Raw genomic sequence first — 25,778 nt, forward strand, 5'->3', positions numbered from 1 at the left:
GGGAATGGAGATGAACAGTGTCATCCCCATCCGATTCAAGGACTAACGCTTGAACACATCCAGGCCGGTAAAGTAGGTGGTATCATGGCCATCGAACGCATCAGCATACATCACTTTGCTATCCTCGAAGAATAACTCCAGAATTGCCTGCGCCTCTTTTATCTTGCCCGCCAGCACCTCGGGTTCTGCTGTCACCTGCGCCATCATTAGGCTGATGATATTGGCGTAGAAATAGTTAATTGAACCAATCAACACACGATAGAGATGTGATTCGCGGCTCATCAGCAGATAGAGCAGATAGTCGTGATGGCGTTGCATCATGGCCAATACCGCATTGTGTTCACAGGCTACCTGGCGCCAGTCATCGCGTAACTTGTCTACCAGCTCAACGAACAGCGGAACCTGCAATGCAGCAGCGAAATCAACGCTGCTCATGTCAAAGGACTGGAAACAAGTGGCCATCACTTCATCCATGAGCGGGATTTTGTCGAGTACCGGCCATTCAGGTTGCAACGATTCAACACGACGAGGGATTGCCCCTTCTATATAAGCGCCGTCACTACTGTTGACGCACTGTATCTCGGGATAATCACGCAATACACTGGCCATATTATGAATGGCTAGCCCAAATAGATGGTTGATACGCACTTCGTCGCCAAAGTTACCCGGTGCCGGGAAAGTATCCTTTAAATTTTCCTCGTATTTCGCCTCTTGCTTGTCGTTGTAATAGAGACTCAGGCTGGAGTGATGCTGTCCGGCTGTTTTATAGCCATTGTCTATGCCAAACAGATATACCTGCTTGAAGCCAAGCAAGGCCGCATAATTGAGGCCGGTATTACCGACGAACGGGTTGGAAAATTCGATAGTATCGTACTCGAATGCCTGACCAAATGCGCTAATCAGCATGGAGAACATTGGCTCGTTGGGCTTGAATGCCAATCCTGTTTTGCGAAAGAAGCGCTTGCATTCAGGGTGAATGACATCAACGCTCAGGAACACCGTATCCTTGAGAAAGTCATCGGCGTTGAGGATGCTAAGAAAATCTGCTGAACTTTTGGTGCGCTCCACTGCAACATAGATATCCGGTTTTATGCCAGCTTTGTAAAGCGCGCTCACCGCTGTACCGCAGGCAATGATGATGGCCTGCTGCTGATGCTGCCGGATGAACTCGATGCTCTGATCCAGCGAAGGGCCATTACCGATCACGAAGACCGGCACCTGCTCGAAGGCACGGGTATCACGCCACCGTTTCAGGAAGGGTGTGCCATCTTGCAGATGGGAGTGGCTATGGGCAAGCGCATAGATGTTGTCATCAAAGAATCCCCATCCTGTCTTGAGCAGATAAAACTCGTTTTCCACCTGTGTGATCAAGGCGTGCAGCTTCGGCGAGTGGTAATGACAGAACGAGAAATAGCTCGCCGACCAGAATGCCCCCTTGCGATGCAAGGCTTCCATCATGTCAGCGACCAGTAATTGCTCGTCAACACCGATAAAGAGGTGAAGAGTGATCGACTCCTCCTCCATGTAGGCGAGCAACTGATGCCAGTCAAAGCAGAAGAGCGAGGCATAAAACATGTCAAGATCAGGTTCGAAAGCAAACAGATTCTTGATCTTGCACTGTTCATATAAACAACCGAGCTGGTAGCCCAAGCCAATGCCATACATCAGAGCCAGAGGAATATCAGTATGTAACGCTGCATTTAGACGCAACCCTTCCAGAGCTGAGTTCTCTTTTAATTTGGAGATTTCATTGTTGTATTTGATATGGATTTGGCCATCGCTATACCACTGGGGCACAAAATCGATGCACTGCAAGACGCTGTGTTCAATGACCTCGGCAATCTGCGACTTAACCTCACTAAATGGATCATCCCCATAAAGCGAGATACCCTCGTCGAGCCACAGAATATTGGGAACGCCGTTTTCATTACAGAAGAAGCGAAAAGGCCTGGCAGGCTGGTACTCCTTGAAAAAGTCATGAATGGCGGGCATGTACTTGGCAAACGCAGCCATGTTGAGTTCATAGCGCAGCGGAAGCACCTCCTGCATTGCAGTTTCTTGCTGCTTTTGCTGCGCGAGTCGGGCCAACTCATTTTCTATATCTGTAATTTTTTTATGAATATCCATGTAGTACTAACCCGCGTTCAGCTTGTACATATCAGATGCTCGACCTGCTTTTGAAAGTTTCCACAAAGCTGTTTCTGTCTGATTCTTTGCATGTGCTATCCGCTCATGTAAGGTTTGAAACTGCACCAATGCTTGTTGGTGCTCCATATCAATAACTACATGTGGCTGGATATGCTGGAAAACAGCATCAAGGAGAATGAGATAATGATCGATCAACTGTTCAGCCGTTTGCACATCCTCCTGTTCGAACAAGGTCAGTAACTCGTGACCTGCTGCGATTAATTCTGGCAAACGGTTATTACTCATTCGGCTCGGCCCATCTTTTGTTGAGCCAAGGTCTTGTCACGCTCCTCGACAGGAATGGCATCCCAACCGCTTTTCACGGTCAGCATCAGATTCATCACCTCATCGACAGCTGTAATATCCATATCACGGCTAGCATCCATAATCCGAATTTTCATATAGTCATAAAGGGCAAAAAGATCTTCGGGAACCTTACCATAAGAGAGATCAAGCGAATCTTGAAGCCCGTTGATGATGGCCATGGCTTTGGAGATAGATTGGGATTTTTGCTCAAAATCTCGACGTTCGATGGCACCGCGAGCCTGAGCCAGACGCTCCAGGCCCCCTTGCATCAAAAGTTGAATCACGCGGTAAGGATCAGCTACTGCCAATTCGGATTGCAGATTCTGGGTGGTATAGGCTTTTATATTTTTACGATACATATGAGACACCACTCATCACTTCAAATTAACTATTTTGGGTATTCAGCAGATTCAAATATGACGCCGACTTGTTCATCTTGGCCAGCATGGCATCTAGGCTTCCGTAACGGGCCCGCAAGGTCTCCTGATATTTGGTCAGCTGAGTGGCAACATCTGACTCTTTGCGGCTCACTTCACGCAGATCTGAATTCAAAGAATCTTCTCGCTTAGCTAGCAAACCACCGGTCTTGGAATAGGTTTCCAGCTGGCTGGCCAACTGACCTGCGACCCCATCCTTGCCGCCAAAAACTGCCACGACCTGATCGAAATTCTTGTCTATAGCCTCGTTGAACTTGGTATCGTCGATAGACAATACCCCCTTGTTATCCATCTTTATACCCATCTGGAAAATCGTTGAGTAAGTAGAGGACTTTTGTGAGGGCTCGGTGATAATGCCATTCATCATATTGACCACGGCACGCGTCGTTGCATCCCCCGCCAGAGCACCGCCATCATTCTGGCTCTTCCCTGCCACTATCGAGTTGCGCTTGCCAAGATCATTACTCTTCTTAACCAGTGCGTTGTAACCGTCAACAAAGCTTTTGACCATGTCCTTGATGCCAGCTTTGTCGGTGGTCACGTCAACTTTGTTGGACTTGTAAGTCTTGGTCACCGAACCATCGCTTGCAGTCGTACTCGTACTATCTGATTCCCTCAAAACTGTCAGTTTGAGGCCAACTATAGTGCCATCAAATGTGTTGGTAGCACTGGTCAGCGTACTTCCATCTACCTTGATTTGAGCATCTTGCGCGGATTGAGTTTTTGACAATTTAGAAGTGAAGTTATCTGCCAACTCAGTGGTGCTTCCGGTGATCTCCAGATCCTTGCCACTCCCACTCACCCCAGAGTCAATAACGAGTTTAGATTTACCATCAGATGTGTTCATGATGTTGACATTAAGACCAAAATTATCACCATCATTATTGATGCGTTTACGAATGGACTGTAACGAGTCCCCCACTTTCACATCAACATCAAAGGTTTTATCACCGGCCTTAAACGTCAAAGTTCCATCTTGAGTGATCATTGGAGTTGTCGAAGAGTCAAAACTGCCTTCAAATTTGCTAGTTTTCGCCAACTTTTCGACAGTTATATCGTATTGCCCGTTAGAGGAACCCGTTTTGCTCTCCACCTTAAGCACCGGATTATCTTTATCCTGGGTAATATTAATCGAGCGTTTGTTGAACGCATCATCCTTGGACATGGCTTGGAGTGTCGTCACAAAAGAGGCGATGGCCGATTTCAACTGCCCAACCCCTGAGAGAGTGATCTGAGCATTGGTCTTCTTGGTGGTGATGGGCTGCATCAGCTGTGCCTTTTTGGCATTGACACTGGCGCTAATCACTGACTCCAGATCGAGTCCGGAGCCGGCACCGGCAGACGTAATTGTGGCCATTCTCACTCTCCTCGTAAAACTTGCGTATTAAATCTCTTTATCAAGCAATAATCCGACTCTTGAGCCACCACCTATAACATCACCTTCACGCAGCTCCTTGAGACGCTTGCTGATAGCTAGCAACTCTTCACTTGGGATCTGACGGATCATTGACTTGGTATTGGCGTCCATCACCTTGATAACAACTTGCTCGAGATCTTTTTCGACGCTGAAGTTGACGGTCCATCCCTGTAACTTGCTGAACTCCTGCAAGTTTTGTACCTCTTTTTCAATATCCTTATCTGAGACATCGGATTTGCGAACCTTCTCTTTGGCTCGCTCCTCTTGTTGTTTTTCCACATCCTGTGTCATCACCCGCTGCTCTTCCGCCATGCCAGATAGCACTTGAGCGGCCGATTGGCCGCTCTTGCTACTTGACTGAAGAGAAGAAGGAGTGACCGATGAGGGAATTCCAATGTCATTGGCCATATCGTCGCTCCTTTTCTATCTCATCACTACCCGTTAACCCAACAGGGACAGCGCAGATTGCGGTCTTTGGTTGGCTTGCGCCAAGATACTTGAAGCTGCCTGCTGCAGGATGTTCTGCTTGGTCAGGTTAGCGGTTTCTGTCGCAAAGTCCGCATCACGGATACGCGAACGTGCTGCACTCAAGTTCTCGGACACGTTGGACTGGTTGCGAATGGTCGAGTCAAACCGGTTCTGCACCGCACCCAGCTCTGCCCGTTTGCTATCCACGGCCTTTATCATGAAATCAAGGTTGGCCATGGCTGTCTGGGCATCTTTAGCGGTTTTGATACTGCTGACACTAGTTGTAGTAACCGCTGTAGTTGTTTTGCCAATCGTATAAGGTTCACCTGTGGTGGTGGTAGTTACTGTTGCACTCCCTTTTGTCGCAGATGCAATACCCTTGATCGTGAAAGCAGATGTCATCTTGAAGGTAATTGTTTGCCCTGCATCTGCACCGACTTGGAAGGAGCCCTTATAAGTACCATCAAGCAGCTTTTGACCACCAAAAGTGGTATCGCCAGAGATACGATTTATCTCTGTCGTCAGTTGGTCATATTCCTGCTGCAAAGCAACACGATCATCCGAGTTGTTGGAACCGTTCGCTGATTGCTGAGCCAAAGTGCGCATCCGTTGCAACATGGAGGTCACTTCATCCATCGCACCTTCTGCAGTTTGTGCCACAGAAATACCATCGTTAGCGTTACGGTTGCCTTGATCTAAACCGTTAACCTGTGAAGTCAAACGGTTGGAGATCTGCAAGCCGGCAGCATCGTCTTTGGCAGTGTTGATACGAAGGCCGGATGCCAACCTGGTATAGGAGGTATCCAGCGACTTGTTGGTATTCATCAAGTTACGCTGGGCGTTCAGTGATGAAACGTTGGTGTTAATGTACATAGCCATATAAAATTCTCCCGAAGAACATGCAACTGCAGGTTGCGTCGTCCAAACAAAACGACGGCCCACCGTTTGAAGAGCAGGTTGAACATGCCTGTCTCTTCAGGCGGGTGTCTGTTTGAACGAACAGGCCACCCGCAGTAGTGCAAACGTTGGATTCCGAACACCCCTCGATTGCTTCACTTTATTTAACGGCAGCGCAGATACAAGCTTTAGGAAAATTGTTGCCTAAAGCGGCAAGTTTTCTCCGGCAAGCGGCAACAGAACATCAATTGAGCAGCATCACCATGCAAATCACCGCTGATGATGACCTCGTTTACGGGATAAGATGCGTTGGCACGGTTCATGCTTTGAACTGACAGAGTGACGTCAATTTGGCGACACAATAAAAAGAGGCCGGTAAACCGGCCTAAAGATGAGCATATGCTCAGGAGAATATGACCAAGCGTGACAGAACTGAACAACTGGACAACACTTGGCATTACTAGTAGAGATTTATATCTCTCCCGATAGAACAGAGTGCGACCCGAACACCCCTTTGTTCCATCTCTTGATCAGGGCGGCCTGAACAACCGCCCTGTTTTCTTTTGTTAGCCTTGCAGCAGCGACAGTGCAGACTGCGGACGCTGATTTGCCTGAGACAGAATGGTCGATGCTGCTTGCTGCAGAATGTTCTGCTTGGTCAGGTTGGCGGTTTCTGTTGCAAAGTCAGCATCACGGATACGTGAGCGGGCAGCACTGACATTTTCAGATACGTTAGCTTGGTTACGAATGGTAGAATCAAAACGGTTCTGAACAGCACCTAGCTCAGCACGTTTACTATCAACAACTTTAATCATGTAATCCAAGTTTGCCATAGCTGTTTGAGCATCTTTGGCTGTAGTAATAGTGCTGATGCTTGTAGTGGTGACATTACCTGTGTTGCTTTTAGTCACAGTGTAAGGCTCACCTGTTGTAGTTGTCGCGACTGTAGCATTCCCCTTCGTAGCCGAAGCCATCCCTTTGATAGTAAAAGCCGATGTCATTTTAAACGTAATTGTTTGTCCTGCATCAGCCCCCACCTGGAAAGAACCTACGTAACCACCATTGAGCAAGGTTTGCCCACCGAACGTGGTATCTTTAGCAACACGGTCAATTTCAGTCATCAGTTGAGTGTACTCTTGCTGCAACGCGGTACGGTCATCTGAGTTGTTGGAGCCGTTGGCTGATTGCTGAGCCAGAGTACGCATACGCTGCAGCATGGAGGTGACTTCATCCATCGCACCTTCAGCAGTCTGAGCTACAGAGATACCATCGTTGGCGTTACGGTTACCCTGATCCAACCCGTTGATTTGAGAGGTCAAACGGTTGGAGATTTGCAGACCCGCGGCATCATCTTTGGCGCTGTTGATACGCAAGCCGGATGCCAGTCGAGTGTAGGAAGTATCCAGTGATTTGGTCGTATTCATCAGGTTACGCTGAGCGTTGAGTGATGAAACGTTAGTGTTGATATAAAGGCCCATGACTATTCTCCTAAGCTATTAAATTTACTCTTCTATTTGCTCAGGCTTTATTATTTTCTGTGCCCGATGCGTCTTATTTAACGGCCCGTTTTTGGATGTCTTTAGCATTTTTTTCAACGCTTCATCGCATTAACGCCGCTTACCTTATATATCGGCGGGTCGGGGGGATACTTAAGGAAAAAATCGGGCCAAAACCAGTGACAGACTCAACCTTCTTAAGCTCGCCAACGGCAGGGGGCAAACGAGACACTACCGTTCGTGCTGCGAGAAAAAATCCGTCCCGACTCTCAATTTTGTCGAGCACTGTTGGCGATTGGGCTCACCAGCCCCTAAAATCGCGGCCCCATCAACAATTTGGCGTGAGTTGTTCTCCATGCAGACACTGGTTGAGCAGATTGTTTACATCAGCGACATGTTTGGTACTGCGGTATTCGCGTTTTCAGGGGTATTGGTGGCTGGTCGACTCAGAATGGACGGGTTTGGCGTCATGGTTTTGGCGGCGGTCACTGCCATCGGCGGCGGCACCATCCGTGACATGATCCTGGGAGCCACCCCCGTGTTCTGGGTGCGCGATCCCCTCTATATCTGGGTCGTCATTGCGACGGCGCTGATCGGTATGTGGATGGTCAAACTGCCCCGCAGAATGCCTTGGTATGTACTGCCGGTGGCGGATGCCTTCGGACTGGCCCTCTTTACCGTGATCGGTGCCCAGAAGGCCCTCAATTTCGGCACCCCAGGGCTGATTGCCGTGATCATGGGCACCATGACCGGGGTAGCCGGTGGCATGATCCGCGATGTACTGGCGCGGGAGGTCCCCATGGTGCTGCAAAAAGAGATCTATGCCACCGCCTGTATCCTTGGCGGCATTCTCTATACCTTGGCGCTTGAGGCCAACATGGACAGGGTAACGGCCATGCTCATCTGCATGACGGCCGTGTTTGGCCTGCGGGTCGCGGCTATCTACTGGCATCTGTCGCTGCCCACCTTCTCGCTGCAACGCAATTGAGAGCAGGCCCACAGCGTCATCATGTCGCTGTGGGCCGCGCGTTGAACCAAATAGGCTTTTCTGTTGTCATAGAAGCAGTCGTTGTTAGCCGGAACTTCTCATGCGCAAAATCGGTATGCTTACCACCCTCCTCCTGGCGAACGTGACGGCAGCCCACGCCGAAGCACAAGTGGTATTTGGACGACTGGCCTCGGCGCCGGTGCAGCAGTTCAACCAGCAGATACGCCAGGCAAGCCATCAACAGCAAAACTGGGTTAATGACTACCGTGAGGTCGCTCTGCGATTCGTCGGTCATGGTGACATGCCCAGCCGCATCCATGCCCAGCAACTGGACAATGATCTGGTGCTCTCGGTCGCCCTCGACGGCAGCAAGAGCGACATGATCTACATCCTGACCCTCTATCGCAGCAACAACCTGTGGCAGATGCGGGAGGCGGAAATGGGCTGGCGTTGTCAGGGGCAAGACTCCTTCACTCCGGTTCCCTGTCCCTGATAGTCATTGCTCACTCTGTGAAATAAAAAAATCCGGCACATTGGCCGGATTTTTTTATTGAAGGTAAAAAACACGCTTACGGGCGGTACACCTTGACGTTGTCAAAGCCCTTCTCTTTCAGATAGAGCGCCTGCAGCTTGCTCATCACGCCGCGATCGCAGTAGAGCAGGTAGGTCTTCTCTTTGGGCAGATCGCCAAAGGCGGTGGCCAGCTTGAAGAAGGGGATATGCAGCACTTCACGATTTTCCACCACCAGCGGCTTCTCGTCGTGTTCATCGGCAGAGCGGATATCCAGGATCACCTCGTCAGCGCCCAGCACCTGAGTCGTTTCCACCTCTTGGACTTCAGCGGCAGTCTCTTCACCGATACGGCGGATATCGAGGTAACGGGCCTCGGAGACCACCTTGTCCAGAATGGAGAAGTCAAAATTGGCCTCTTCCTCTTCAATGCGGGAGAGCTCGGCCTTCACGGTCGGCTTCTTGGAGATGACACCGCAATACTCCGGCATGGTCTCGGCAAACTCCAGGGTGCCGATACGGCGGGCTTCGTTGATGATATCCGGCTTGTCCCAAGTAATGAGCGGGCGCAGGATCACCTTGTCGGTCACCCGGTCGATCACGTTCAGGTTGGTGAGGGTCTGGCTGGATACCTGACCCACACACTCGCCGGTCACCAGCGCCGGGATCTGGAATTCATCGGCCACCTTGGCGGCAGCACGCATCATCATCCGCTTGAGCACCACGCCCATCTGACCGTTGTCGATCTTCTCGAGGATCTCGGCAACCACCGGCTCGAAGTCCACAGCGGTGAAACGTACCCGGTGGGAGGAGCCGAAACGGTTCCACAGGTGGTAGGCCACCTGCTTGACGCCGATTTCGTGGGCAGCACCGCCCAGATTGAAGAAGCAGTAGTGCACCCGGCAGCCGCGCTTGATGAACTGGAACGACGCCACGCCTGAGTCAAAACCGCCGGAGAGCAGGCTCAGCACATCTTCCTGGGTCGCGATGGGCATGCCGCTCAGGCCCTGATGGATGGCGCTGACGATGAAGAGCTCTTCGCCGTCAATCTCGAGGTTGATCTTCACATCCGGGTTCTTGAGGCGCACACCGTTGCTTTCGCAGTGCTGATTCAGTCCACCGCCAACATAGCGCTCAACCTCGAGGGAGGAGAACTCGTGCTTGCCGTGGCGCTTGGCGCGCACGCAGAAGGTTTTGCCCTTGAGCTGGTCGCCCCATACGGCTTTCACCTGCTCGAAGATGTCGTGCAGATCGGTAAACTTGCTGGCTTGTACCTCGAGGAAGGCCTGAATGCCCGGAATACAGGCCAAAGCTTCGATAGCCTGCTCGCGGAACTGGTCGTTGCGGGAGCTCACGATCAGCTTGTCCCAATCCATCCGTACGCGGGCATCGTCGTCGAAGCGGCGCAGGACATTGCGGATATTGCCCTGCAGGATCTTGATAAAGCGCTGGCGAACCGACTTGCTCTTGATGGTGATTTCCGGGAACAGCTTGATAATGAACTTCATGGTAATGACTCGGGTGACCTTGATTTAAGGGCGCGAATTATATCAGAACTTTGTGGCCAGCGCCTACTGGATGAGCGTTTGCTCACATTCCCCTAAGCAATGTTTGCCGCGCGGCCGCAATCTTGCGTATATTCCCGACCCTGCGCCTCGCCAGATTTTTGACAACACACAGATCCGATGAAGACCTATATCTATTACCCCGGCATGGAGGTACGCGACGAGCTCTGGCTCAAATTTGCCCTGCTCTATCTGGAGCGGCTCGCCTTCGTCTTCACCGTCAGCGAAAAGAGCGGCCTCACCGCCCTGCTCGATACCCTTCAACAGCAGACCGATCTGCTGGCCGAGCGGCCCGATGCCGCCTTCTTTGCCGCCATTACCCCGCAACTGGAGAGCCAGATAAGCGGCCTGGTGGCCCCCGATTTCGTCCGCCACAAGGTGTTTGGCAACAAGGAGCTGATTGGTCGCTGGCGTCAGGAGGCCAACCACGACTGCTTCTGCCCGGATCAGGCGGGGCTAGAGCGGCTGCACGGCTTTTGCCTTACTCACGGCTTTGCGACCCGGGATGAAGGGGGGATCAGAATGGCGCGGCGCTTTGCCAACCTGCTATCCATGCGTCTCGCCCGTGAGTGGGCACTCGCCAATGACGGGGCGCTTATTACCGATCACGACTATCTCGACCGCCTGCTCCATCTGCTCGAATCCCGCTACCACAACCGGGGTGGTCAGGATTGCTTCCACCTCGAGATCCCGTTGCAAGTGCCCACTCACCTGGCCGACATTCCGTTTGCAGAGCTGATTGCCCTGCGCGGGCGCAGCGGCTTTCGCCAACAGCTGGCCGAATTTCATCTGGCCATCGACAACCTGCTCGCCATGCTGGGTAGCGGCTATGCCGACCCGGCGGCCCTGACCCGCTTTGAGCAGGCTCAGCAAGGGCTCAATCAACTGCTCGGGCCCGAGACCCTCAGCATGCCACTCACCACCCTGGTCAGCACCAGCCTGCCCGCCGTAGCCATGCTCCACCAGTTAAAAGCGAGCCACCACGAAAGCAACCTCATCTTCCATCCCATCAAGAAGAGCCACTTTCACCAGCGCAAGAGCCAGCACTTCTTCACCCGGCTCGGCCATCTGCGCCAACCGGGCTGAATGGGCGGAATGAAAAAGGGGTTGGCATTTGCCAACCCCTCTCATTATCTGCGGCCTACCAATCATCACCACGATGATTGGCCCGCTCTTGCGCCTTCCTGCGCGCCTCCATCGCCCTGTCACGGCGGATATTGGAAGGGGTACAGGCAAACTGTTTCTGATAGCAACGCGCAAAACTCTCGGAAGCTGGTTCGAAAGGTGAATAGAACCCGGTACGTTCAGGAGAAACATGGTGATCACCATGATTGGTTGTGGCACAACCCGAACTCATCAGCACCAGCAAGGGACACAGAACACGCAGCAAAAGAGAACTCCCGATTGGATTTGAATGAACTCGTAATTATTCACAAATTAATTCATCCAATCAAATATTGATGCATTTCAAATAGTTAATTATATTCACCTCAATGGCTGTCGGCAAAACGATCAACGGGTGATGGTGCCGGCATCACTGTCAGGATGCACCACGCGAAACTCGATACGATCGCTGTTGCCCGCTTCATCCACCACCACCAGCTGATAACGACCCGCCACACTCAGCACCTGATCCCCGTCCCAGCGCAGTCGCTGGCCGTTGAGAAACCAAGCCGACTTGCCGACACCGCCCAGCACCTTGGGCTGCAACCGATAGCGCTGGCTGCGGATAAGGTTGCCCTCCCCCAGCGCCACGATGCGAATGGGGGCCTGCAGCTCGGCGCTCTGCCCCTCCCCTGCACAACTGCTGGCGAGCAGCGACTGCCGCCGCTCGCCGAGGGACCGCCAAGGCTCCAACGACAACGGCCAGAGTGCCCGAAAACCGGATTGTGCCGCATCGGGGCAACGGGTCAGCGTCGGCTTGCCTTCGGCAGTGAGTGCAACCTGGCGCAGCGGCGAGGGCCAGTCCATGGGATCCGGCAAGGTGGGAGGATCGCGCCCTTCCAGCAACCAGGCGCTCTGGCGCTGCAAACAGGCTTCAGGCAGGGTCGCGTTCGCCTTGCGCCCCAGCGGCCAGCAAATCTCGGCCTCGCTCACCGTGTTGGGCTGTGCCGGCAGAGGGCTGTTGTCAGCCAGTCGCGAGTAGACCGAAAGCAGCAGCGGCACCGCTGCGCTCTGGCCGTAAAAACCGGGCATGGGGGTGCCGTCGGGGCGCCCAAGCCAGACGCCGATGGTCCAGCGACCGGAGACTCCCATCGCCCAGCTGTCGCGATAGCCATAGCTGGTGCCGGTCTTCCAGGCCAGTCGGTTGACCCGGCCGGTCGCCTCACTGGCAAAGGGCTGATCCGCGCGCCCCTGGGCACTCAATATCTGCCAGATGATCCAGGCCGCTCCCGGGCTCAGCAAGGGGCGTGACACCGCCTGCTGCCCCGCCAGCCAGACCGGCATCGCCACCTGCCCCTGCCGGGTCAGTGCGCTGTAGAGGGCCACCAACTGCTCGAGCCTAATGCCCGCTGCCCCCAGCGCGATGGCCGGGTTGGGCTTGTCGGAGAGCGCCAGCCGCACCCCGGCGTTGTCGAGGCGACTGACCAGCTTGTCGGGCCCGAGCGCCTCCAGCACCTGCACTGCCGGCACGTTGAGGGATTGCTGCAGCGCCTGAGCGAGCGTCACCGGCCCCTGAAAGGCGCCGGAAAAGTTGGCGGGGCGGTACTCCGAGCCGAGCCTCGGCGCATCGGAGAGCAGGGAGGCCGAGTGCACCAGCCCCTCGTCCATCGCCAGACCGTAGATAAAGGGCTTGAGGGTGGAGCCGGGAGAGCGGATTGCCTGCACCATGTCGAGATAACCGTGGCGGCGCAAATTGCCATACTCGGCGCTGCCCACATAGGCGCGCACCGCCATGGTTTTGTTGTCTACCAAGAGCAACGCCGCTGAGGTCTGCTCGGGGAAACGACGGATATAGCTCGCCACCCGTCCCTCCAGCCAGCGCTGTAGGTCCCCGTCGATGGTGGTGTGCACCAGCGCCCCGGCCTGATTGTCAGCGGCGAGGCGGGCAAAGAGCGGCGCCTCCATCGGCGTGAAGTGACCGCGGGCCAGCACCGGCTCGATACGTCCCTCCAACCACACCGGCTCGGGCCAGACGCCCTGCGCCACAAGTCGCTGCATCACCTTGTCACGGGCGACGCGGGCCCGCTCGGGATGACGGTCCGGCCGGTTGCGGCTGGGAGCCTGTGGCAGCACCGCCAACAGCGCCGCCTCGGCATAGGTCAGCTTGGCCGCACTCTTACCGAGATAGGCAAAACTTGCCGCCTGCACCCCCTCCAGGTTGCCGCCAAACGGCGCCCGATTGAGGTAGACGGTGAGCAGGGTGCGCTTGTCATAGTGCCACTCCAGTTGCAGCGCACGCACCATCTGGCGCAGCTTGCCGGGCACGCTCCGGTGGTAGGGCTCGATAAGACGCGCCACCTGCATGGTAAGGGTCGAGCCGCCCGACACGGCACGCCCATAGCGCAGCCACTGCCAGACCCCGCGCACCATGGCCACCGGATTGACCCCGGGATGACGCCAGAAGTAGCGATCCTCGTAGCCCAGCAGCGCCTCGATATAGCGGGGGGAGACCTGCTCCAGGGTCACGGGATAGCGCCACACGCCGCTGGTATCGGCAAAGGCGCGCAGCGGCCGCCCCTTCATGTCGAGCACCACCCGTGCGTAGGCAGGGTCGAGTGGCGGCAGCGGGAAAATCCGATCCAGCACCAGCAATGACAGCAGCAGTGCGACAACTCCCAGCACCGAAAAGCGCAGCCAGCGCGGCAGACCGCCCAGCCAGCACCAGCCTGCGCGGCCACTGCGACCCAATTTCAGCCAGCCGCGCTGCCAGAAAGTGAGCGGGCGAACCCGCTCAAGGGAGGGTTTGTTACTCAGAAATACGCACCTCGTGGATATCCTCACCCACAGCCCGTATCTCGGGCCGGTACATATCCTCCACCTGGGTCGGTGGCACCTGATAGCGACCCGGCGTCACTGCACGCATCAGGTAGACCAGTTGCTGGTTGCTCCCCTCGCTCAGATCCAGCGCTGCCGTGTAGCGGTCATCGCGAAACTCCTGATGCTTGAGATAGTCGTTCCACTCGCTCTGCCACGCCGGTTTCCCCTCAATGGAGAGCTCTTCCAGCTTGATGCTGTTGCCAAGGGCCGGGTTCTCCAGCTCGAAGCCAGCGGGCACCATCTCCACCAGCAGGGCATCGGGCACCGCCGATTCACTGCTGACATTGAGCCGCACCACCACCAGATCGCCCACCTTCACCTTGGCGGGATCAAACGGCTGACCGTCGCTGTTGAACCAGCTGCGGGTCACACTCATCCCCTTGCTAATCCGTGCTGGCGCCTGTTCGGGGTAGCCGATGAGGGTGCGCTGCACATAGAGGGATCCCTTGCCCTCGTTGGTGACGGTGCTGGCGGCCAGTGCCTCGGGGGCACCCTGCTGCAGCGGAGCCGAACCGCTCAGGGATCCACTGCCAAGAGAGGAAGTTACCTTGGCCTGCCAGTCGACGGCCGGGTCGAAGCGGGCGAGTCGCAGCAGGGCGAGCCGTTCCTGAGTGCTGAGCCACTGACGATGGGCCAGGGTATCGGCCACCTTGGCACTGAGGGCCGGCCAGCGCTCCGCAGCCAGCTTGTGCTGACGCAGCAAGGAGAGCTCAAGAGCTTCATCGCGCAACTGTGAGCCGTAATCACCCAGATAGTCATCACCGCGCTCGGTCGCCAATGCCCGGCTGAGGGCCTTGGCGGCGTTCTGCTCATCCCCCATGGCCGAGAGGGCCAGCGAGAGGTGGAGCTGCGGCAAACCTGAGCGGGCGTGATCAGCTTGCTGCTCCCAGATAAGGCGCAGGGTAGCGAGCGGCGCCTTGCCCACCCGGGCCAGCACATAGGCGCTGTAGGCCTGATAGGCCAGCCGGCTGTGCTCGGGGGCACTGCTCCAGCGCTCACCGTACTGACTGTCGGTGAGATAACTTTGCAGCCGGTTCAGCGCCTGATTGAGCATTGCCTCCGGCACTGCGTCGCCCGCCTCCTTGCGCGCCAGCAGGTAGTCGGCGGCATAGGCGGTGAGCCACTGCTCCTCGTCGGAGCGACCATCCCACAGGCCAAAGCCGCCGCTTGGCAGTTGCAACCGCTGCAGCCGTTGCAGCAGGGCGCGCTGCAGATCCGCCTCGCTCGCCGCTTTCTTGCCCTCTGCGGGTTTGCGCCAGACGGCCCGCTCATCGGCCGTGGTCAGCAGATAGGGCCAGGCACGGGACAAGGTCTGCTCCAGACAGGCGTAGGGGTAGTCGGCCAGCGCCTGCCACTGGGCTGCCGGATCCCAGGGCGGAGTGCCGGAGAGGCTGAGCAGCCCCTGCAGGTTGGCACGATCCAGCCCGGCCAGCTCACCTGGCGCAAAGCTCATCTGCTGGCCGGGAGCCAGCATCTGGTAGCGCTGGCGAGTCTCGGCAGGCCAGGGGGAGCGCAGCGGCAAAGTCCAGTCGCGACTTATCGCAAAATCATTGCCACTGGCCGCCAACTGCAGGCTCGCCACACCGCTCGCCCCGGTCACGGTGAGCGGCAGGGTCAACCACTGCTCCTCGCCGTTTTTAAGAGACAGCGTGCTGGGCAGCTCGCCGTTTGCCTTGAGCCCACCATTGAGGGTCCAGGCAAGGGAGAGGGTCTGATCCTCGCCGCTCATATTGCGCAGCTGCACCAACGCCCGGGTCTCATCCCCTCTGGCGCCAAAGCGTGGCCAGCCGATTTCGGCCACCAGGGGCGCCACTACCTTGACGGCGCGCTCTGCCTCACCGACCTGCTGTTCGTTCCAGGCCAGCGCCATCAGCGCCAACTCGCCGTTGAAGTTGGGCAGGTCGAGGGGGATCACCGCCTTGCCGCTCTCGTCAAAACTCACCTCGCCGCTCCAGAGCGCGGCTATTTCGACCCGGCTCTCCAGCGCGCCACCCTTTTTCAGCGGCGCCCGGTCACCCCCATAGTTGAGGCGGGCCAGCTTGCCATCTTGCGGCGGGATCACTTGCCCGTAGTTGTCGAACAAATCTTGGGCGAAGCGCTTGCGACCAAAGAAGATCTCGAACGGGTCGAGAGGCTGGTAGTCGCTGATATTGAGCACGCCCCTATCCACCGCCGCCAGCACCACCCGCCCCCGACTGTTGGGGGTGGAGGTGGCGGTTACCTCCAGCCGGGTAAGGGGCACCGCTTTATCAGGCGCGCTCAGGGTGAGCGGCAGACGGCGCGCTTCCCGATCCAGGGTGAGCGGCATCAGCCCGACCGAGCGCAGGCTCTGCCCCTGCTGCGTGCCAGCCGGTTTGGAGGCGCTGTCTGGCGCGGCGATCTGGGCCGAGATATGCAAGTCATGGCGCTGCCACTCGGGGCTGACCGGGATCTCGAACTCGCCGCGTGCATCCTTGGCATCGCCACCGGCCCCCTTGAGCTCGATACGTTGCCACCAGCGCAGGCCGTCGCCATCTTCCACCATAAGCAACCCCTTGCCGGGGCGCGGGGCCACCAGCGTCACTTTGGCCTTGTCGCCCGCCTGATAGGCGCGCTTGTCGAGGGTGATGGCAATCTTGTCAGGCCGCGCCTGCTCGCCACCGCCGCCCCAGGCGTAACTGCCGATCTCCACCCGCAGGCTCGATTGATGGCCCTGACTGTTCTCCACCTCCAACCGATACCAGCCCGCGGCGAGTTGCAAGATTAGGGGGGTCGGCCCCTTGCCGTCCAGCTGCAGGGTCTGCTCCTGCTCCAGATAGGGCTGGCTGTTGAACTCGTACTTCCACCCCTCGCCATCGGCGTAGTGCCAGTAGTAATCGCGGTACTCGTTGATAAGGCGCACTTTCACCGCCCCCGCCACCGGTTGACCTTGCTCATCGAGGTTGAGGATCTGGAAGGGGAGCGGCTTGCCCCCTTCCACCCGATCGGCCACGAAGTCGGCCTTGAGTGCCGGCCAATGGCTGCCCGCAGGCCAACCATACTGGGTGCGGCTGCGATTGACGGCGCGGCCACCGGGCTCGGAGAGCGACACCCGATAGGCCACCTCCAGCGGCCCGAGGGTTCGCACCCCGTCGAGCTCATCAGTAAGCGAAAAAGTCCCCTGCCCCTGCGCATCGAGGGTGAGATTGAGGGGCTCGAGATCCTTGGCCTGCTCGGCGAGCAGCACATCCCCCAAAGTGAACTCCTGCCATTGGGTGAAAGGCATGGTAGCGCGGCTGATTTTTACCTCCGCCTTGGCCTTGGTGGCGCTCGCAGGGGCGCCATAGAGATAGTCCCCTTGCAGCGGCAGGGTGAGGGAGGCGTCCAGATCCGTCACTTCACCATCCGGCCCCTTGCCGAGCTGCAGTTTCAGCCGCTCCGGCAAAAACTCCTCCACCAAAAAGGGCCACTCGAAACGGCTGCCAGCGGCGGTCTTGAGGTTTATGGTCCAGCGCCCGAGCGGCGCATCATCCGGCAGACGCAGGCCGTAATGGGCGGCGCCCAAATTGTCCAGCAGCAGCCGCTTCTGTTCGAGCAGCTGGCCGTCCGGCTGCTTCACCTCCAGCTCCACCGCCATGCCCGGCAGCAGCTGGCCATCCTGCCCCTTGAGCAAAATCTCGCTGTCGAGCCGCTCGCCGGGGCGATAGAGATCGCGCCCACTGAACAGATACAACTGCTGGGCCTGCCAGGGCTGGGTGCCGAGATCGAAGGTGGAGAGGTCGAGCGCCGCCCCGTCGAGGCGCAGCACCGCCAGATGGTTGCCCTGTTCGGCCAGCAGCAAGCGGGCCCCCTGCACCTGATCGAAGCGACGATGGCCCTGCGGATCGGTGGTTTGCACCTGCAGCCGGTTACCCTTCTCGTCGAGCAGGGAGAGCTGCACATCCTTGAGCGGGTCGGCGCTGGCCAGGGAGCTCACGAACACCCCCAACTGATCGCGGTAGCGGCGGGCACTGAGCCCCATGTCGCTCACCGCAAAATAGGTGGTCTCCTTGCGCCAGTCGTAGTTGCCAAGGGGCGACATCACCGCAAAGTAGACGCCGGCCTCCGCCAGCTGCGGCTCCTTCACATTGATAAGGCGGGTCTCGCGCCGGTTGGCATCGAGCTCCAGCGCATAGCGGCCACTGAATACCCGCTTGGCCCGCTTGGTGATCTGCTCAAGCTCCCAGTTCCCCATGCCGGCACCGGGGCGATATTCCGCAAGAAAACGGGGCAGATATTCCGCATCGACCCGAAAGAAATCGATATTGACCTCGTCCACGTTGACAGCGCTGATGGGCAGGCGCAGCTCGTCGCGCAGCGGCAATACCATGCCGCTGGCGGTAAACGAAGCACCCGCCTCCAGCGGCCGGGTTTTGAGGGTCCAGCTCTGGGGAGATGGGCCCAGCCCAGCCTTGAGGCTCACCTCGTAGCTCTTGTCGGGCTGAACGTTCGGGAAATAGAGGGTCCGGCCATCGTCGGCCAGGATCCACTCCCCCTGCACCTGCTTGCCCCCCTCACTGACCCCGAGCCAGCTCTGCCAATTGGCCTTGGGCGCCAGGGGGCCGGAGAAGACCAGCGCCAGTGCCGGCGCATCGCGATATTGGCGGGCATTGGCCTGCACTACAGAAGTTGGCGCCCCGGCCTCCTGCCGGGCTGTGGATTCTGTGGTCGATATTTGGCTGGCGGGCTTGTCAGGGCCGCAACCAGACAGCAAACCGACCACTCCGCAAAGCAGCAGGGCCGAGCAGCAGCGGCGCAGAGCGCCGGTTCCAGCGGTAGAGCGGTGAGAAGCAGAGGGAGAGTCGAAGAGGCGCATAGGTTCCATCCCGAGTTGGAGCGCTGCAAACGCAGCGTGGCTGGAAACAGGATAAGGCATCCTGCTCACCCGACACAAAGCTCATTACCCGAATGGGCACAATTCCGCCCCCCTGCAGCACGAGAACCCCCTTGCCCACTGATCCAGTGCGGCAAGGGTTGTCATCTAGTCGTGGCTGGTCTCGTTTTTCGCTCCGCCTTTGAACCAGCGAAACAGGATGGCCATGACGGCCGCCAGAAACAGCACCAGCGAGGTAATCAGCAGGGCCCGGGTCAACAGTTCGCTGTGGTGGAGGAAGAAGGGGGTATTCATCGCCAGCTTGCCCACCAAACTGAGGCAGAGCGCCCACATAAAGGCACTGGCAAAGCTGGCCACGCACATGCGCAGCACGCTCAGGCGGCCAATCCCCATCAGCATGGGGGTCAGTACCCGCACGAACGGGATAAAACGGGAGGAGAACATCGCCAGAAAACCGTACTTTTTCAGCAGCCGGGTCGCCTTGGGCAGGCTGTCGGGAGGCAACATCCGTTCGATATGATCCATAAAGCGGGTGCGCTGCAGTGCCCGTCCCTGCCAGTAGGCGAGCACGGAACCTATGCCAGCAGCCAACGGCAGATAGACAAAAGTCACTTCGGGGCCAAACACCCCCATGCCAACCAACCCACCGGCCAGCAGTACCAGGCTGTCCCCCGGCAGGGGCAGGAAGACGAATGCGGACTCCAGCAGCAGTACCAGCATCAGGCAACTGATCAGCAGGGGTACCGCCTGCATCTGAACCAGGGCGTCAAAATCCTGATGCCAAATGGCCATCAGCATATCCAGCATGTCACTCTCCCTACTACACGGTTCATCATGAACGAGGCAGGGGTTATAGCACCCATCCCCTGAACAAAACGTTAATTTTGTCCGGCACAGGAAATAAAGTGTGTCGAAATATTGCAGCAACGAGGGGGATGCAAGAAGGGCGAGAAGCAGAAACAAAAAGCCCCTCATCTTGCACGCACAAGGGAGAGGGGCAAACAGGCACAGAAATAAAACGGTTACTCGGCGGTGGCCATCTGCCAGGTTTTGAAGCCGCCGGAGAGATTCTTCACTTTAAAGCCGTGCTGGCTCAGCAAGCGGCAGGCGACATGGCCGCGCAGCCCGACCTGACAGCTGATCAGCAGCTCTTTCTCTTTGGGCAGCTCATGGAGGCGGCCACGCAACTCGTCGAGGGGGATATGCAGCGCCCCCGGAATGCGGCCCAGCTTGTCGAGCTCCGGGCCGTTGCGCACATCCACCACCAGCTGATGGGGGTTACCAGCCTGCACCTCGGCCACGTGGCAGAGCAGGGTGTCCCCCTTCAGGTGGTTGCTTGCCACAAAGCCCGCCATGTTGATCACATCCTTGGCCGACCCGAACGGCGGCGCATAGGTGAGCTCCAGATCCTGCAGGTCAAACACGGTGAGACCGGCGCGCTGGGCCACCGCCAGCACGTCGATGCGCTTGTCGATGCCATCCTTGCCGATGGCCTGGGCACCGTAAATCTTGCCATCCGGGGCAAACAGCAGCTTGAGGCTGACCGGATGGGCGCCGGGGTAGTAACCGGCGTGGCTGCCCGGATGGACATAAACCTTCTCGAATGGCAATCCCAGTTGCACCAGTCGCTTCTCGTTGAGCCCGGTGCTGGCCACCGCCAGATCGAACAGCTTGCAGATGGCGGTCCCTTGCGTCTTCTTGTAGGTTTCGCTTCGGCCCAGCATATTGTCGGCGGCGATGCGACCCTGCCGGTTGGCCGGGCCCGCCAGCGGGATCAGCACAGACTCGCCGGTGACAAAATCTATCTCTTCCACCGCATCCCCCACCGCATAGATAAAGGGATCCGAGGTACGCATGCCGGCATCCACCTTGATGCCGCCCCGTGGGCCCAGCTCCAGCCCCGCTTTGGCGGCGAGCAGAGTTTCCGGCTTGACGCCGATGGCGAGGATCAAGAGACCGGTATCAAGATGGGAGCCGTCATTGAGGGTCAGGCGCAGGCCACCACTTTTGGCGGTCGGCACGGCGGAGGTCTTCTCAGCAGGCAGATCCAGACTCTCGATGGCGGTGAGGCCGGTGCGCAGGCGCAGGTCGATCCCCTCTTCCCGGATGCGGGCATGGAGCATGTTGGCCATCTCCTTGTCCACCGGCGCCATCACTTGATCGGCCAGCTCCAGCAGGGTGACATCCAGCTTGCGCTGGTGCAGCGCCTCCATCATCTCCAGCCCGATAAAGCCGCCGCCCACCACAGTGACGTGGCGCGGCTGATCGTGATGCAGAGCCGCCAGAATGCGATCCATGTCCGGGATGTTGCGCAGGGTATAGACATGGGGGCTGTCGATACCGGGGAAGGGAGGACGGATCGGCGCAGCCCCCGGGCTCAGTAGCAGCACATCGTAATGCTCGCGCTGCTCTTCACCGGTTTGCAGGTTGCGCACCAGTAAGGTCTTGCCCGCCTTGTCGATCTCAATCACATCGTGGAAGACCCGCACATCGACGTTGAAACGGCGCTTGAAACTCTGGGGAGTCTGCAGCAGCAAGGCATCCCGGTCGGGGATATCGCCCCCGATGTGATAGGGCAGACCGCAGTTGGCGAAGCTGACAAACTCGCCCCGCTCGAACATCACGATCTCTGCCTCTTCACTCAAACGACGAGCACGAGCCGCCGCCGATGCGCCCCCCGCGACACCACCGATAATCAGGATCCGTTTCATCTGCAAGACTCCTCATACATGATAATGGGCAATAAATTAGACTTTTCTAATTTAGAATTCAATGAAATTTTGTTTCACACCATTTTGCAGTATTCTTGCAACCCCGACGGTTGCTTAACAGGATGTTGTTTGTTCATGTCGTCTACCGCACTCAGTCATCTTCCTCCTGCCCTCCAGACGCCGCTCTTTTTCCGTCTGGATCTGCGCAGTCAACGGCTGGTCGCCCTGACCGACGTGATGCAAACCCCGCTCTACTGGCTCGATGAGCCGCGCGCCCCCTGGCCTGCCCAGCTGCCCGATGCCCTGCGCCTGCCCATCGAACAACTGCTGGCCAACGGCCATGGCGGCAAGATCACCGTGCGCTTTGCCAGCCAGTTGTGGCATATCGCCCTCGCCCACGAGCAGGATGGCTTCTGGCTCATCTGTCTGCAGAACCTTCGCCAGGAGCCCATCGCCGATCTGGCATTGCAACTGCCGCGCCTCAGCCAGATGGCGAGCCAGCAACAGTATGCGCCCCTGCTCGAGGCCCTTAAAGAGAGTTTGGGGGCCGATCGGCTCATCCTCTGGCACTATCAGGCCAACGGCGATCTCGGCAGCGAGCAACTCACCCCGGTGTTCACCCTGGGGGTCGAGGCGCTCTACCCCATTCGTGGTGACAGCCGCTATATCCGCGCCCTGCGTACCCGCAAAGCGTTGAGTTTCTCGGAGGCCGCCCACCAGCCGATGCTGAGCAATCACCTCTATCTGACCAGTGCCGGTGTGCGCTCACGCCTCGATGGTGCCCTGCTGGAGCAGGACAAGCTGTTCGGGGTGCTGAGTCTGGAGTATCTCGATCCCACCCCGCTTAGCGAGGAGATGTTGCAGCTGGTGCGCAGCAGCGCCCAGCTGCTCGGCCACTGGCAACCGCAACCGGAAGAGCACCGCGCCGAGCTGGCCCTCCCGCCCGAACTGCACCAACAGACCGGCATCGACTACTGCAAGACGCTGGTAAGCTGGGCTATGAGCGCCAGCGGTGCCCGGGTGGGCTGGATCGGCGAGTTCCAGCCCCGCGGTCAGGATCTCTGGATCATCCCCCGCTGCGTCATCAACGAGGAGATCTGCTCCACCCTCAAGCCCATCCAGCTCGACCCCGGCCCCGCTCAGGAGCTGTTCCAGCATGGTCAGGCCATCTATGTGGAAGATCTGCCCGTGCGCTATCCCAAGGCGACCCGGCTGCTTGCCCTCAATGCCAGCGCCTACATCGGCATTCCGCTCCATGGCCAGAGCGGCGCCCCTATTGGCCAGATCACCCTGCTGCTCGATACCCCTCTTGAGGAGCCCGAACAGCTGCTGGATCTATTGAGCAGCCAGCACGAGCGGGCCGCCATCGAACTCAAGCGCCTCGCCACCGACGATGCCCTGCGGCTGGCGGAAGTGGCCTTCAATACCCACGATGGGCTGATCGTGATGGATCACAACGGCATCATCCTCAAGGTCAACCACTCCTTCAGCCGGATCACCGGATTTGGCGAGGTAGAGGTGATCGGTCACTCCATTCGCAAGCTGCGTCCCACCTACTACGGGGATCATCTCAAGGAGGATGTCAGCCGCACCGTCAACGAGCAGGAGTTCTGGCTCGGTGAAGAGCGCTGCCTGCACAAGGATGGTCACCTCTTTCCGGTGCGCTTGATGGTGAACGGCGTCAAGGATGAGCAGGGGGAGCTCAGCCACTTTATCTGCAGCTTCTACGACATCACCCAGGAAAAAGAGGCGGCCAGACATATCGAGCAGCTCGCCTACTACGACGATCTCTGCGGTCTGCACAACCGGCGCAGCCTCAACCATATTTTGCAGCAGACCCTGAGCGCCTCCAACGGCCAGTGGGGTGCCCTGCTGCTGGTGGATCTCGACAACTTCAAGTCGATCAACGACTCCCTTGGTCACGCCTGCGGCGATCTGCTGCTACAGGCCGTGGTGCAGCGTTTCAGGGAGCTGCCCCAGGACAATCTGGTGCAGGCGCGCATCTCGGGGGATGAGTTTGCCCTGCTCTTTACCCAGCTGGGACAAGGGGAAGTCACCGCCAAAATTCTGGCAGAGCACTTCGCCCGCGAGCTGATGGGGCTGTTTCGCACCCCGTTCGACATCGGCGATCACAAACTGCACTGCAGCGCCTCGGTGGGGATCAGCCTCTTCTCCGGCAACGAGACGGATCATCTGGTCCTGATGCAACAGGCCGACACCGCGACCCACATGGCCAAGCGCGCCGGTCAGGGCCACTACGTCTTCTTTACCGAGGCGATGGCCCAGCACGAGAAGAACCGGCTGACCCTCACCAATGAGCTGCGCGATGCCCTGCGTCATCACGAGCTGCAGCTCCACTATCAACCGCAATACCGGGTCGACAATGGCTCGCTGTCGGGTATCGAGGCGCTGCTGCGCTGGCAGCGCAGCGACGGCACCATGGTGCCACCCGGGGAGTTTATCCCCATCGCCGAAGAGACCAGCCTGATCCTCGAAATCGGCTACTGGGTGATGAAGACCGCCTGCGCCCAATACAGCTTCTGGCTCAACCGTGGCCTGCAGATCCCCCATCTGTCGGTCAACGTCAGTGCCCGCCAGTTCCACACCCAGGGCTTCGTACAACAGGTGGAGTACATCTTGCGCGATACCGGTGTGCCCCCCTCCCGCCTGCTGCTGGAGGTGACCGAATCTGTAGTATTGGAGAATAGGCAGGAGAGTATTGCCAGAATGCGCCAACTCAAGGAGCTCGGCATCCTCATCTCCATCGACGACTTCGGCACAGGCTACTCGTCGCTGGCCTATCTGCGGGATCTGCCCGCCGATGAGGTGAAGCTGGACAGAAGCTTCATTCAGACCCTGGTACACAGCGAACAGGACAGAGCCATCGTCAAGGCAATACTCGATCTGGCCCAGGTCTTCCGTTTTACCGTCACCGCCGAAGGGGTGGAAGAGGAAGCGCAGCTGGCCATCCTCAAAGCGCTGGGATGCCAGCATTATCAAGGGTTTCTCACCAGTCGGCCGCTCACCGTCAAGGGGCTGGAGCAGCTGCTTGGCAGCCGGGCGCCGGACTAAAGGTGTAGGATCAATAGGGGTTTATGTAATAAAATAACGGCCTGCTCGAATCGTTGGAGTTGTTTATGTCTGTCATTAATCGGATCCCTGCCGTTGAAATCAGCCAGCCAGCCGGAGCTCACGGCACCGTTGGCCGGATCCATTCCGTCGAAACCTGCGGCACTGTCGATGGCCCGGGAATACGCTTTATCGTATTCATGCAAGGCTGCCTGATGCGCTGCAAGTACTGCCACAACCGCGATACCTGGGATACCGAAGGTGGCCGCGAAGTGACCGTACCGGAGTTGATGAGTGACATCACCAGCTATCGCCACTTCATGAATGCCTCCGGCGGTGGTGTGACAGCGTCCGGCGGTGAAGCCATGCTGCAACCCGCTTTCATTACCGAACTCTTTACCGCCTGCAAAGAGAAAGGGATCCACACCTGTCTCGACACCAACGGCTTCGTCCGTCATCTCGACGAACAGGTGGACAAGCTGCTCGACCAGACCGATCTGGTACTGCTCGACATCAAACAGATCAATGACGAGAAACACATTCCGCTGACCCACGTCAGCAACAGATACACCCTGGAGTTTGCCCGCTATCTGGCAGCCAAAGGCAAGACCATGTGGATCCGCTACGTGGTGGTACCGACCTGGAGCGATGACGACGAGAGCGCCGAAGGGCTGGGTCAGTTTATCGCCGAGCTGGGCGAGAGCGTGGAGAAGGTGGAGCTGCTCCCCTACCATGAGCTCGGCAAACACAAGTGGGATGTGCTGGGCGACCCGTACGAGCTGAGCGGGATCAAGCCCCCCAGCAAGGAGACCATGGAACGGGTCAAGGGCATCCTCGGCAAGTACCACAACAACGTCAAATATTGATGGTAAAAGCAGGCTGACTCGTCAGCCTGCTCTGCTATGGGCGGTCGGG

General features: G+C 57.7%; 17 protein-coding genes. 5 read left to right on the top strand and 12 right to left on the bottom strand.

Features of this window, described 5'->3' with window-relative positions:
• Window positions 1-42 precede the first annotated feature (42 nt).
• The 7 genes from AB5Y99_RS03085 to flaA form a co-directional block, all read right to left on the bottom strand.
• Window positions 43-2,127, bottom strand: coding sequence for a 6-hydroxymethylpterin diphosphokinase MptE-like protein (locus AB5Y99_RS03085; RefSeq protein WP_368208676.1), 2,085 nt, complete (start codon window positions 2,125-2,127; stop codon window positions 43-45).
• Window positions 2,128-2,133: 6 nt separating this feature from the next.
• Window positions 2,134-2,433, bottom strand: coding sequence for a hypothetical protein (locus AB5Y99_RS03090; RefSeq protein ID WP_368208677.1), 300 nt, complete (start codon window positions 2,431-2,433; stop codon window positions 2,134-2,136).
• Complete coding sequence (gene fliS / locus AB5Y99_RS03095) at window positions 2,430-2,852, bottom strand: flagellar export chaperone FliS (protein WP_151286298.1); 423 nt, start codon at window positions 2,850-2,852, stop codon at window positions 2,430-2,432. Before fliS ends, AB5Y99_RS03090 begins: the two co-directional genes overlap by 4 nt.
• A 25-nt stretch (window positions 2,853-2,877) precedes the next feature.
• Entirely contained in the window at window positions 2,878-4,287 is a 1,410-nt protein-coding gene (fliD, locus tag AB5Y99_RS03100; protein ID WP_069527716.1) for a flagellar filament capping protein FliD, read from the bottom strand.
• Between the two features lie 27 nt (window positions 4,288-4,314).
• Complete coding sequence (locus tag AB5Y99_RS03105; RefSeq protein ID WP_069527714.1) at window positions 4,315-4,755, bottom strand: flagellar protein FlaG; 441 nt, start codon at window positions 4,753-4,755, stop codon at window positions 4,315-4,317.
• A 33-nt stretch (window positions 4,756-4,788) separates the two neighbouring features.
• The gene (gene flaB, locus AB5Y99_RS03110; protein ID WP_111899735.1) at window positions 4,789-5,694 is read right to left on the bottom strand and encodes a flagellin B; all 906 of its coding nucleotides are present in this window, start codon (window positions 5,692-5,694) and stop codon (window positions 4,789-4,791) included.
• 584 nt (window positions 5,695-6,278) lie between these two features.
• Window positions 6,279-7,190 (bottom strand): flagellin A, encoded by a 912-nt coding sequence (gene flaA / locus AB5Y99_RS03115; RefSeq protein WP_151286300.1) that lies wholly within the window; start codon window positions 7,188-7,190, stop codon window positions 6,279-6,281.
• Between the two features lie 373 nt (window positions 7,191-7,563).
• Between flaA and AB5Y99_RS03120 the strand changes: the two genes are divergently transcribed.
• The gene (locus AB5Y99_RS03120) at window positions 7,564-8,196 is read left to right on the top strand and encodes a trimeric intracellular cation channel family protein (RefSeq protein ID WP_005333975.1); all 633 of its coding nucleotides are present in this window, start codon (window positions 7,564-7,566) and stop codon (window positions 8,194-8,196) included.
• A 100-nt stretch (window positions 8,197-8,296) separates the two neighbouring features.
• Window positions 8,297-8,689, top strand: a complete 393-nt coding sequence (locus AB5Y99_RS03125) for a hypothetical protein (protein ID WP_368208680.1) — start codon at window positions 8,297-8,299, stop codon at window positions 8,687-8,689.
• A gap of 76 nt (window positions 8,690-8,765) precedes the next feature.
• Here the strand turns inward: AB5Y99_RS03125 and thiI are convergent, their stop codons facing one another.
• Entirely contained in the window at window positions 8,766-10,214 is a 1,449-nt protein-coding gene (thiI, locus tag AB5Y99_RS03130; protein ID WP_201957664.1) for a tRNA uracil 4-sulfurtransferase ThiI, read from the bottom strand.
• Between the two features lie 177 nt (window positions 10,215-10,391).
• Between thiI and AB5Y99_RS03135 the strand changes: the two genes are divergently transcribed.
• The gene (locus AB5Y99_RS03135) at window positions 10,392-11,357 is read left to right on the top strand and encodes a hypothetical protein (protein WP_111899732.1); all 966 of its coding nucleotides are present in this window, start codon (window positions 10,392-10,394) and stop codon (window positions 11,355-11,357) included.
• A gap of 426 nt (window positions 11,358-11,783) precedes the next feature.
• On the opposite strand, the gene pbpC is transcribed toward AB5Y99_RS03135, so the two are convergent.
• From pbpC to AB5Y99_RS03155, 4 genes are all read right to left on the bottom strand, one after another.
• Window positions 11,784-14,129, bottom strand: a complete 2,346-nt coding sequence (pbpC, locus tag AB5Y99_RS03140) for a penicillin-binding protein 1C (RefSeq protein WP_368208869.1) — start codon at window positions 14,127-14,129, stop codon at window positions 11,784-11,786.
• Window positions 14,130-14,181: 52 nt separating this feature from the next.
• Window positions 14,182-19,065 carry an alpha-2-macroglobulin gene (locus AB5Y99_RS03145; RefSeq protein ID WP_368208681.1) on the bottom strand — a complete coding sequence of 1,628 codons (4,884 nt, stop codon included), beginning with the start codon at window positions 19,063-19,065 and terminating at the stop codon, window positions 14,182-14,184.
• A 165-nt stretch (window positions 19,066-19,230) separates the two neighbouring features.
• A complete protein-coding gene (locus tag AB5Y99_RS03150) occupies window positions 19,231-19,890 on the bottom strand; it encodes a DedA family protein (protein ID WP_368208682.1) in 660 nt (219 codons plus the stop codon).
• 215 nt (window positions 19,891-20,105) lie between these two features.
• Window positions 20,106-21,794: an FAD-dependent oxidoreductase gene (locus AB5Y99_RS03155; RefSeq protein ID WP_368208684.1), complete on the bottom strand. Its 1,689-nt coding sequence runs from the start codon at window positions 21,792-21,794 to the stop codon at window positions 20,106-20,108.
• A gap of 135 nt (window positions 21,795-21,929) precedes the next feature.
• Here AB5Y99_RS03155 and AB5Y99_RS03160 point away from each other — a divergent pair, with 135 nt between their 5' ends.
• Complete coding sequence (locus AB5Y99_RS03160) at window positions 21,930-24,866, top strand: EAL domain-containing protein (protein WP_113739232.1); 2,937 nt, start codon at window positions 21,930-21,932, stop codon at window positions 24,864-24,866.
• A 65-nt stretch (window positions 24,867-24,931) separates the two neighbouring features.
• Window positions 24,932-25,729 carry a pyruvate formate lyase 1-activating protein gene (gene pflA, locus AB5Y99_RS03165; RefSeq protein ID WP_005333994.1) on the top strand — a complete coding sequence of 266 codons (798 nt, stop codon included), beginning with the start codon at window positions 24,932-24,934 and terminating at the stop codon, window positions 25,727-25,729.
• The last annotated feature ends 49 nt before the right edge of the window (window positions 25,730-25,778 follow it).

Source organism: Aeromonas sp. R4-2, assembly GCF_040908295.1.
Classification (GTDB): domain Bacteria; phylum Pseudomonadota; class Gammaproteobacteria; order Enterobacterales; family Aeromonadaceae; genus Aeromonas; species Aeromonas veronii.

Bases quoted from the DNA above. Each gene is read 5' to 3' on its own strand.
- AB5Y99_RS03085 (WP_368208676.1), bottom strand. From the start codon at position 2,127: ATGGATATTCATAAAAAAATTACAGATATAGAAAATGAGTTGGCCCGA.
- AB5Y99_RS03090 (WP_368208677.1), bottom strand. From the start codon at position 2,433: ATGAGTAATAACCGTTTGCCAGAATTAATCGCAGCAGGTCACGAGTTA.
- fliS (WP_151286298.1), bottom strand. From the start codon at position 2,852: ATGTATCGTAAAAATATAAAAGCCTATACCACCCAGAATCTGCAATCC.
- fliD (WP_069527716.1), bottom strand. From the start codon at position 4,287: ATGGCCACAATTACGTCTGCCGGTGCCGGCTCCGGACTCGATCTGGAG.
- AB5Y99_RS03105 (WP_069527714.1), bottom strand. From the start codon at position 4,755: ATGGCCAATGACATTGGAATTCCCTCATCGGTCACTCCTTCTTCTCTT.
- flaB (WP_111899735.1), bottom strand. From the start codon at position 5,694: ATGGCTATGTACATTAACACCAACGTTTCATCACTGAACGCCCAGCGT.
- flaA (WP_151286300.1), bottom strand. From the start codon at position 7,190: ATGGGCCTTTATATCAACACTAACGTTTCATCACTCAACGCTCAGCGT.
- AB5Y99_RS03120 (WP_005333975.1), top strand. From the start codon at position 7,564: ATGCAGACACTGGTTGAGCAGATTGTTTACATCAGCGACATGTTTGGT.
- AB5Y99_RS03125 (WP_368208680.1), top strand. From the start codon at position 8,297: ATGCGCAAAATCGGTATGCTTACCACCCTCCTCCTGGCGAACGTGACG.
- thiI (WP_201957664.1), bottom strand. From the start codon at position 10,214: ATGAAGTTCATTATCAAGCTGTTCCCGGAAATCACCATCAAGAGCAAG.
- AB5Y99_RS03135 (WP_111899732.1), top strand. From the start codon at position 10,392: ATGAAGACCTATATCTATTACCCCGGCATGGAGGTACGCGACGAGCTC.
- AB5Y99_RS03145 (WP_368208681.1), bottom strand. From the start codon at position 19,065: ATGCGCCTCTTCGACTCTCCCTCTGCTTCTCACCGCTCTACCGCTGGA.
- AB5Y99_RS03150 (WP_368208682.1), bottom strand. From the start codon at position 19,890: ATGCTGGATATGCTGATGGCCATTTGGCATCAGGATTTTGACGCCCTG.
- AB5Y99_RS03155 (WP_368208684.1), bottom strand. From the start codon at position 21,794: ATGAAACGGATCCTGATTATCGGTGGTGTCGCGGGGGGCGCATCGGCG.
- AB5Y99_RS03160 (WP_113739232.1), top strand. From the start codon at position 21,930: ATGTCGTCTACCGCACTCAGTCATCTTCCTCCTGCCCTCCAGACGCCG.
- pflA (WP_005333994.1), top strand. From the start codon at position 24,932: ATGTCTGTCATTAATCGGATCCCTGCCGTTGAAATCAGCCAGCCAGCC.